Origin of the sequence: Frankia tisae (genome assembly GCF_025403405.1) — a bacterium.
Classification (GTDB): Bacteria; Actinomycetota; Actinomycetes; order Frankiales; family Frankiaceae; genus Frankia; species Frankia tisai.
This window is the reverse complement of the sequence record NZ_JANEZT010000282.1, coordinates 1-9,098: the sequence shown is the minus strand read 5'-3', so window position 1 is coordinate 9,098 and position 9,098 is coordinate 1. Positions and strand designations below refer to the sequence as shown.

The following is a 9,098-nucleotide window of genomic DNA, read 5'->3' as shown; positions in this document are numbered from 1 at the left end:
GGACACACCCGGACCCTACGGTCTGATCAACCACGCGGCGCCAACGCTCCCGGGATGCCAGGCCATCGAAGAGCCCCAGCCTGCCGCGAAACCAAAACCAACGATCTACGAGACCTGACCAGTTACGTGTAAGCATCCGGCCCTCTATGGGACCCGGGGCGGTTCAGTGAGCTGGCCGCGCTGGGGCTTTTTGACCGGAACGGTGACGGTGTCGCGTTCGCCTTCGTAGCCGAGGTTACCGAGGACGGGCCGGTCGTCTGCGGTCCAGGTGGCGAGCAGGGGCAGGATCTCACGGTGCGTGCGCAGAGCGGTGGTGTCGTGCTCGTGGCCGGGGCGGACGCCGGAGACCCACAGGGGCCAGCCGCCGGGGGCGGAGATGACCTGGATGTTGCCGCCGTGGTTGTCGTGCTTACCTGACCACCACAGGTCGACGCCGGGCGTCGGGCCGGGGGTGCGGATCCGGTTGGTCTCGATGAGGGTGCCGTCCACCGCGACGTGGCCGTGCCCGGCGGCTTTCGCGACCGGCAGGGCGCCGTGCAGGCTGGGGGCCTGGGCGGCGAGGACGGCGAGGACTTCGTGCAGGTAAGTCGTAGGCGGTCGACCGGCTGACCTTGGTGTCCAGGGCGAGCTGGCGGATCCTGGTGGTGTCGAGGAACCAGCGCAGGACCAGCACGCCCCTGGGCGTGGCAGTCCAGGGCGCGGGTGCCGGCGCGGGTGACACGGCGGGCGCGTTCCGCGGCCAGCAGACCTTCCAAATATGCGACGGTCTGGTCGCGGCAGGGCAGTTCGGCGGTGTATGCCCCACTCACGGGGACGCGGGGGCTCTCGAAGCTGATCTGTGGTCGGACCAGACTTCTTACCGGGGCCTCGCGTTTCCTAGTCCACCCCCCTCGACACTCAGCGCCCCCAATTACTTTCGGTGACGGTTACACATGGCGGCCAACCGTTACGCGGAAAGGCTAACTGCTACCCGGGTTCCGCAGTCGGCGGGCACACGAATCCGCTGATCATGCTGTTGAGCTGGAGGATGCGTGCGGGGCCGAGAGAGGGTGTGTCCCACCGCCGAGCCACGTTGAGACTGTAGCGGGCTGTTCCAGACTCCCGCCATCTCTACAGGAGTGGATGGCAGGCCGGGGTAGGAGTATCCGGCCCGCCATCAACCTCCTTCCTACGTCATTCCTCCGGATTTATCATCGACGTCTCCTCTGGCGAACGAGGAATTTTTACGCGATTCATCGGGCTTTTCTGTTCTGATTTCCTGGGTATCTTTTTTCGTCAGGTCATGCTTGGCCGTCCGCCGCCCCGCCGCCCCGCAGCGCCGCCGGCCAGAAGCCGGTCGGCGGTGTTGGCGATAACGTTCGGGTGACGTGACGGTAATTAGGTTTGACAGTCCCAGGCAACCTCGGAGTCTTCCAAGGCTGCCTGGGGCCGGTCGTTAGAGTGTGAAGCTCGAGAAGGATGCTTTGGTTAATTATGAAAGAGAGTCATCATCCTTGAGGATTTTCATCCATTCATCTTTGTAGAGAAAGCAGAGCGAGTAGATTTCGGCTGCGATCTTGTCGACGTCTTTTTGGGATGCCAGGTAGGCAGGGAGAGTCTTTCCTGCTCTTCGGGCTGCTGCGATATAATCAAGCGATCTACCGTCGCTGACCCACATCGCATACTCGGGCCACAGGAGTCCCAGATATTCATGAAATTCGAGATTCTCCTGATCTTCGTCCCATTGGTCGCGGTAGTCATCAATTTGATCCGCTGAGACGTCTCCCGCGACCAGGCTTTCGATGAAATTCACCAGTTTTCTATTTTCCGTCCAGGTACTGCAGGTTTGTAGATTCCGCCATGATCTGGATCTGCGCTACCGAGATGCTTGCCGTTCTTGTTGTACACCTCTACGTCGCCGTGTGTATAGTCCCACTGGTAGTACCTCTTAGATTTCCCGGCGCCGCTTGTCCTGGTTTTACCCTTGTACACCTTGAGGCTTCGCCAGAAAGGGGAGCCTGCCGGTGTAGCTTTCTCAACCCTTCCATTTCCTGTCTTCTTGGCGAAGACTATTTGCTTACCGACGCGGTAGGTTATATAGCCTCCGACTATACCAGCGGCGACCCATCCTACTGGATTCCAGAAATCGCCGAGGGCAAATCCTGCGAGACCGGCGACGATGGCAAACTGCCCGCTAAAGTCGAAGGTGCTGTACGGGTCCTGGTTGGCGTAGTCGTAGGGGTTGGCGGAGCCGCCGAGGACGGGGTCGGTCTGGACGAATCGTCCGGTGTAGGGATTGTAGAGGCGGACGCCCATGAGGGTGAGGCCGCCGAGGGTGTCGTGGGAGCGTTGGTTCGCGCCGAGCCAGCCGTAGCGGGGGTAGGCGGTGGTGGGAAAGTAGGGGAGGCCGAACTCGTTGGATTCGGCGTAGGTGGCGATGGATGTTGCCGATGTGGAGTCGTCGGCGGTGGCGACGATATCGCCGTGGAGGTTGGTGAGTTGGAGGGTGACGGTGCCGGTGTCTGTTTGGATCGCGGCCAGATCGCCGCCGATTCCGGTGATGTTGCGGGTCCAGGTGCCGCCGGTGACGCCGATCCAGGTGGGGCTGTCGCCGGTGGCAGTGGGGTAGTGGTTGGTGCTGGTGGTGGAGCCGTCGGTCCAGGATCGGAGCCGGCGGGCGGGGTCGAGGGTGTAGGTGCGGGAGCTGGAGCCTGCGGTCTGGGACGCGACCAGGTCGTTGGCGTTGAAACCGATGGTCTGCGCGACGCCGCCCGCATCGGCCGCCGGAACCCCGGTGGTGCGGCCGAACTTGTCGTAGGCGTAACCGGTGTCAGTGATCCGGTCAGCCTGGTCATAGGTGTGACTGTAAACAGTCGATGTTGTGGTGGTGGAGCAGTTTCCGGTGTCGGGTTGGCCGCCGGCGTCAGGGTAGCTGGTGAGGGCGGTTCGGTTGGAGTCGAGGTCGTAGGTGTAGGTGCGGGTGGTGCAGATCCGGGGTCCGCCGTAGCTGACCGCGTCGACCACGGAAGTGAGCCGACCGGAAGGGTCGTAGCCCAGTGTCTTGGTCGCGGGTGCGGTGGCGTCGAGCCGGATCTGGCCGTAAATCGAGTTGGCCTGCGAGAAGGTCAGCCACGGGGTTCCGGATTTGGCGTAGACGAGGCTGGTGGGTTCGGCGTTGTTGTCGTAGCGGGTGGTCGCGGCGAGGCCGCTGGGATAGGTCTGTGACGTCAGGGTGCCGTCGCCGTTGTAGGTCGCGGTGAAGGTGGAAGGGGCACTGCCGGCGCCGACGCCGAGCGAGGTCACCAGGCCGCGGTGCTCGGTGGCGGTGTCGTAGACGTAGGTGGAGGTGCCCTTGCCGTCGTTGACCGAGCTGACCTGGCCGTCGACGTCATAACCGGTGGTCGTGGTGTTGCCGTCGGCGTCGGTCTGGCTGGTGACCTGTGCCCAGGTGTTGTAGCCGGTGGTGAGGGTGATGGACGAGGCGGTTGCGGTGGTGGGCAGGGCGGTGGTGGTGCTGTAGCCGTAGGTGGCGGTGGGAACGGCGGTGCCGCCGTCGGCGGCGGGGCTGACCGCGAGCGCCTCGGAGGCCTTCCGGCCGGCCGCGTCGTAGGTGTAGGTCGTGGTGCGGGTGGTGGTCGATCCGGAGGTGACGGTGTCGACCTTGGTCAGGGGCTCGTTGAGGTTGTTGTAGGTGTAGGTCGTCACCGGCAGGGGGTTGCCGGAGCTGGGCTGCGCGGCGGGGCCGGTGGAGCAGGGCAGGCCCGTCCAGGAGGCGTTCACGCAGCCGCCGGAGCCGGTGGCGGTGAAGTAGGAGGTGACGGTGGTGAAGGCATCCGTGCCGGCGGCGTTCGCCTTCGGCTGGCGGACCTCAACCGGGTTTCCGGCCGCGTTGTAGTAGCTGGTGCGGACGATGTCGGTGGCGCCCCCGCCACCCATCCAGGTGGTCACCGTCGTGGGCTTACGCAGGGCCCAGCCGGAGGTGGTGGCGGGATCGCCGGACTTGGCCTCGTAACCGTTGATGGTCTTGCGCGGTTCGACGTCCGCCCCGCCGGCCTGGCGAATCGTGGTGGTGATGGTGGTGGGCAGCCGGTAGGGGTCGGGCGAGGACGGAGCGCTCTCGTCGTAGTCGGTGTGGACGTGCTGACGGGCGGAGTACTGCGCCCCGCTGTTGTCGACGATCCGGTGCGTCGGTCCGAACGTGTCGGTGACCGACACTCCGTCCGCGGAGTACACGGTGTCGGTGTCCAGCACCTGCGCGCGAGCCGCGGAGTCGGTGAGGGCGGCGACGGTCGGGTCGGTATCGGCAGTCGGAGTGAGGGCCTGGTTGCGGTTCTCCGCGCTCAGTTCACGGATGACGTTGCCGTTGGGGTCGTGCTCGGTCGTGGTGATCTGCCAGGCGCCGTTGCCGTAGGAGGCGGAGTTCACCTGGCGGCCGTCGGCGTTGAGGTAGGTGAGGTCGGCGTAGGGCCAGTCGGCGGCGACGGGCGGGTTGGACGGCACCCGGCTGGCCGGGAAGACCGCGGTCGCCCAGGCCGGCAGGTCCCGCTGGCCCCAGCCGGCGACGACGCCGGAGGCCAGGTCGACCGGCGCGCCCGAGCCGGTCAGCGCGACGCCGTAGACGATCGTGCGGGTCGCGGTGCCGGCGCCGGCGGGCCGCGGCCGGGCGACGCTGATCACACGGTTGTAGGTGTCGTAGCCGAACGTCCAGGCGTCCTGCCCGGGCGGGGTGAGGGTGCTCAGGCGCCCACCGGCGTTGTACTGGTAGGTGACGCCGATATGCGAGCCGTCGGTGTTGTCGACGCGCGGGTCGTACTCCAGGCGCAGGTGGCCGGTGGAGTCGTACTTGTACTGCGCGACGACGACCGCGGTGGCCCCGTTGACCGCCATCGAGATCGACGCGAGCTGACCGTTGTAGTCGCCCCAGGTGGCCGGGTCGGTGCCGGCGGCGGTCGCAGTGGTGGAGGTGGCGTAGGCGAACGTCAGCGCCCGGCAGCCCGCGACGAGGGTGGTGCAGGTGACGCCGGTCGGAACGGGGGCGAGGATGCGGGTAACCCGGCCGGCGCTGTCGGTGGTGTAGGTGGAGGTGGTGGCGGAGCCGGGCTGCTCCACCCGGTCGACGACCCAGATGGTGGCCGAGCCGACGGTCTTCGACACGAACACGGTCTTCGTGCCGTCGATGCCGGTGTGGGTGAACTGGGTCGCCGAGTCCTTGACCAGCTTCGAGCCGTCCACCGCGGTGTCGCTCACCCCGGTGTAGCTGTACGGGTAGCTGCCGGAGCCGGTCCGGGAGTAGACCGACGCCGCGCCCTCACTGGAGGTGAAGGTGACCGTGTTCGTCGTCGCGGTGGTGTCCGTCAGCGTGCTCGCCGCAGTGCCGGACTCCGGTCCCTGCAGGTCCGACGTCCACCCAGGGCCGAAGATCCCGGACGGGTCGCTGGTCGCCGGGGGCGGCGTCAGCGTCGTCAGGGACCGGCCGACCGTGAGGCTGCCGGTATAGGTCGCCAGCGTGACGTCCGTTGCCGACACGGAGTAGTCGCCGGTCAGCAGGGCCAGCGAACCCGGCCCCACCTGGGAGACGGCGTTCGTGTCGCCGAAGGCGTTACGGGCGTACTGCACCGTCCGGGCGGCCGTGCAGGTCACGGTGCCGCCGGAGGTGCGGAAGCAGGCGCGGAGCTGGATGGGCCCGTCGGCGCCGCCCTGCAGGGTGAAGCCGACGTTCCAGTTCTGCCGGTCGAACAGGCCCGACCCGTTGCGCGGCGCCGGCCACGTCGGGTTCGTCGAGGTCCCCTCGATCGTCGTATCCCCGACGGGAACGTCGCTCCAGGTCGCGCCCGTGCTCGTGCCCAGGTGGTACTGGTAGGTCACCGACACCTGAGACGTCGGGGCCTGGCCTTCCAGGACGACGAACCGCTGGACCCGGGCGTTCTCCGCCGGGCTCGCCAGCGCCCCGGTCCCGAGGCCGAAGCCGTAGGACACGACCGAGGACAGGTTCCCCGCCTTGTCCTTCGTCCGGACGTAGAAGGTGTGCAGTCCGGCGGTCGGGGTCAGGGTCGCGGTGGCTGTGCCGGTCGTCTCGGTCGCAGGCGAGGGCTGGTCGAGGCCGTAGAGGAACGACTGCGTGTCCCCACCCGGCGAGGTCCAGGTGAACGTGCCCGACGTCGCGGTGCCCCAGCCGCCGGACGACCAGGCGGCGGAGGCGAGCGAGGTCGGCGCGCTCGGGGCGGTGGTGTCCACGGTGAACGGGATCCACGACGACCAGGCCTGGGAGTAGTCGGTGCCGTCGTAGGCGCGGACCCGCCACTCGTAGGAGGTGCCGTTGGTCAGGACACTCGCCGGCACGGTCCAGGAACCCGTGGCGTTCGGCGAGATGTTGGAGACCGACCCGTCGGTGATCTTCGTGGTGCCGGCGGAGTTCCACACCTCGAAGTCGAGGCGCAGCGGGGCGCCGTCGGCGTCGGTGGCCGCGCCGGACAGGACCGGGCGCGTCGAGTTCGTCAGGACCGTCGCCGGGCTGCCGCCGCACTGCGCCGAGCAGGGGCTGGTGGAACGGTTCGCGACGGTGCCCGGGTAGGAGTTGTAGGTGGTGGACACCTGCGGCTTCAGCTCGGTGTCACCGGAGTAGAAGTACTTGTACTGGTCCCAGCTGGTCTCGTCCGGCGCGCGCAGCGTCAGGGTCTCCGGCGACGGCTGGCCGTTGGTGGCCCAGGCCTGCGCCAGGCCGGTGATGTCCAGCGAGACGCCGCCGGACCCGCAGCTGTTCACCGTGCCGGCGTTGAAACGGGTGTTCGACCAGTTCGTCCCGTCGGCGGTCGGCTGGGTGTTCCACGTCGTCCCGGCGGACAGGGCCGCCGAGCCCTGCACCACCATGGGCTGCGCGGTGCAGGTCTGGGATCCGGCCTGCCAGAGCTGAAGGTAGGCCGAGGTGACGTGCCGGCCCTCGATCGCGTTCGTGTCGAACCGCAGGAACGACCGGTTGACCGCGCCGCCGAGGTAGTTGCCGACCCGCAGGTACTCGAGGCTGTCGTAGTTCGTGGTCGGGTTCGTGTCGTTGACGTCGGTGTCGAGGTTGTCGGCCAGCACCGCCGCCGGGTCGATGGTGACCGGGTACTGCCGGGCGCCGTCTGTCAGCCACGCCTTGTCCGGCTTCAGCTCCAGCGTCGGCGTGGCGGTGCTCGCCCCGGTGAGCGCCGCGTCGACCGAACGGGTCCGGTCGGGCAGCTTCGTCGCCGGGTCCAGGTGGGCATCCCACATCAGCGGGGTCGGCGAGCGGACGGTGACCTTCCCGCCGGCCGACAGGCGGGTCTCGCCGCCCGCGGTCCGCGTCGCGGTCAGGCCCTTCAGGCGCATCGGCAACGTCAGCGCGGCCTGCGCGGCGGCCGGGGTGTGCGCGATGATCTGCACGTCGTAGCCGGTGGGGGTCACCTTGACCCGCAGGTCGGTGTCCTTCGCGACCGCCGGGTAGGTGGCGACGTTGTCGGCGAGGGTCGGGGCGGGCAGGGCGGTCGGCCACGCGAACGCGACCTCCCTCGTCCCGTCGACCAGCGTGGCGACCGGGTCACCGGCCTTGCCGCCCGCCGAGAGGACGATCGACGCCTTCGCGGCCTTCGGGGTCACCTTCCCGCCCGCGAGGACGAGGGTGGGATCGACGGCGACCCAGCCGTCCCCCCGGCGAACCCGATGGATCCCGGAGAAGGAGTCGATGGTGATCGTCCCGTTCGGGTTCACGAACGTCGATGTCGTCTCGGTCCGCTCGCCCGTGACCTCGATCCGCCGCTTCTCCGCGTGCGCGGCGACCTGCGCGGATACGAAGTCCGGCCGTTCGGCCGGCCCGGTCGGCGTGGACGTCGCCTTGTCCGCGGGGCTGGTGGGAGCGGCCCAGGCCGCATTCCGCCCCGCCGGAAGAAACGTGGCGATCGTCCCGACCAGAACGGCGGCGAGAAGAACGCAGACAGCTCGAACAGTGTGCCTTCGACGATGTACGGGGGAGGCCCGCATCATGCCAACTCCGATTCTTCGGTGCAGACAATGAGAGACGCGCTGCCGTCCCCGTCCCAGGGGAAACCAGGTGCGCGCCGGATCACCGAAAATGACAGAGTCGTGAAGACAACACTAGAAGAACAAGATCAGTTGTGTTTTTGTTGCTTGAGTGGAAGGCGGTCCCCGTGCGTCGCCTGGAGGGGCGACGAATATCTGGCGTCACTTTGGGTGGATATAAGGGTCGATTTATCCCGGTTCTCGTAACTCTGGGTTGCCAGAGCTTGAATCCGAGGGTGGCGCTGTTATCGGCGAATGAGGCTTTGGTGATTTGGGTCACCCACTGGTGTGTTACCTGCATGAAACCCAGGTGCTGTGGCTCGACGAAGCCCTCCGAGTGGTCCGTGACGGACACATCCGGAGGGTCGCCTGGCATTGGGAAAAGAAAAGGCTCACCGAGAGGGAAGAAGGGAGCAGCCACCGCGCTTGTGCGACCGTTCCCGCGGCGATCTCCTCGGAGAAACTCAGGCGCGGGTCGGTGAGCCGCCGGCCGCCTCCGGCGCGGCCCGATCGCCGGACGGGCGCGTCGTGGGATTCGACGGTTCGGACAGGCGCAGGGCGTCGAGCGCTCGGCGCAGGTCGGCGTTCTCCCGGATCAGGCGCCGTATCTCGGCCTGCTGTCGGCGGGCGTTCATCCGTTGACCGTCGTTGACCGACTCGGCTTGGCGCACCCAGGTTCGAAGCGTCTCGGCGCTGATGGCGAGGGAGTTCGCGACGGCCTGGATCGCCGACCACTCGGAAGGGTGATCGCGGTGGTCGCGCCGAACCCGGGCGACGGCGTCGGCCCGGAAGTGTGGCGGGTAGCGGGTGGGGCGTGGCATGACGGGCTCGCCTTTACGGATCGGCCTCTGACTGAGCCTGGTGGCAGGCTCAGGGAGGCGGAGTGGACGGGGTGACAGGGCCCGAGGCGGCTGCCTCGTTCCTCGGGATGAGCGACACGACGAACAGCGAGCTGCTGGGCTCGACGGTGGGGATGTCCGCCGGATGATCCGCATCGCCGTCGGTCGCGTTCGCCGTCGGCGTCGCGTCGGTGACACGGGGCGGGGCGGGCCGCGCCGGGCCAGGACTCGGAGTCGGGGTGATCG

Annotated in this window: 3 protein-coding genes and 2 pseudogenes; all 5 read right to left on the bottom strand. The window is 67.7% G+C overall.

Annotation, left to right across the window (positions count from 1 at the left end; all coding sequences use genetic code 11):
* Nucleotides 1-165 precede the first annotated feature (165 nt).
* A pseudogene (locus NBZ85_RS22610) lies at nucleotides 166-836 on the bottom strand (transposase family protein); the annotation flags it as partial.
* Between the two features lie 635 nt (nucleotides 837-1,471).
* A complete protein-coding gene (locus tag NBZ85_RS22605) occupies nucleotides 1,472-1,792 on the bottom strand; it encodes a hypothetical protein (protein WP_261558875.1) in 321 nt (106 codons plus the stop codon).
* Nucleotides 1,789-7,977 (bottom strand): DNRLRE domain-containing protein, encoded by a 6,189-nt coding sequence (locus NBZ85_RS22600; protein ID WP_261558874.1) that lies wholly within the window; start codon nucleotides 7,975-7,977, stop codon nucleotides 1,789-1,791. The genes NBZ85_RS22605 and NBZ85_RS22600 overlap by 4 nt, the downstream gene beginning before the upstream one ends.
* Before the next feature lie 500 nt (nucleotides 7,978-8,477).
* Complete coding sequence (locus NBZ85_RS22595) at nucleotides 8,478-8,834, bottom strand: transposase (RefSeq protein WP_261558872.1); 357 nt, start codon at nucleotides 8,832-8,834, stop codon at nucleotides 8,478-8,480.
* 49 nt (nucleotides 8,835-8,883) lie between these two features.
* A pseudogene (locus tag NBZ85_RS22590) lies at nucleotides 8,884-9,098 on the bottom strand (hypothetical protein); the annotation flags it as partial.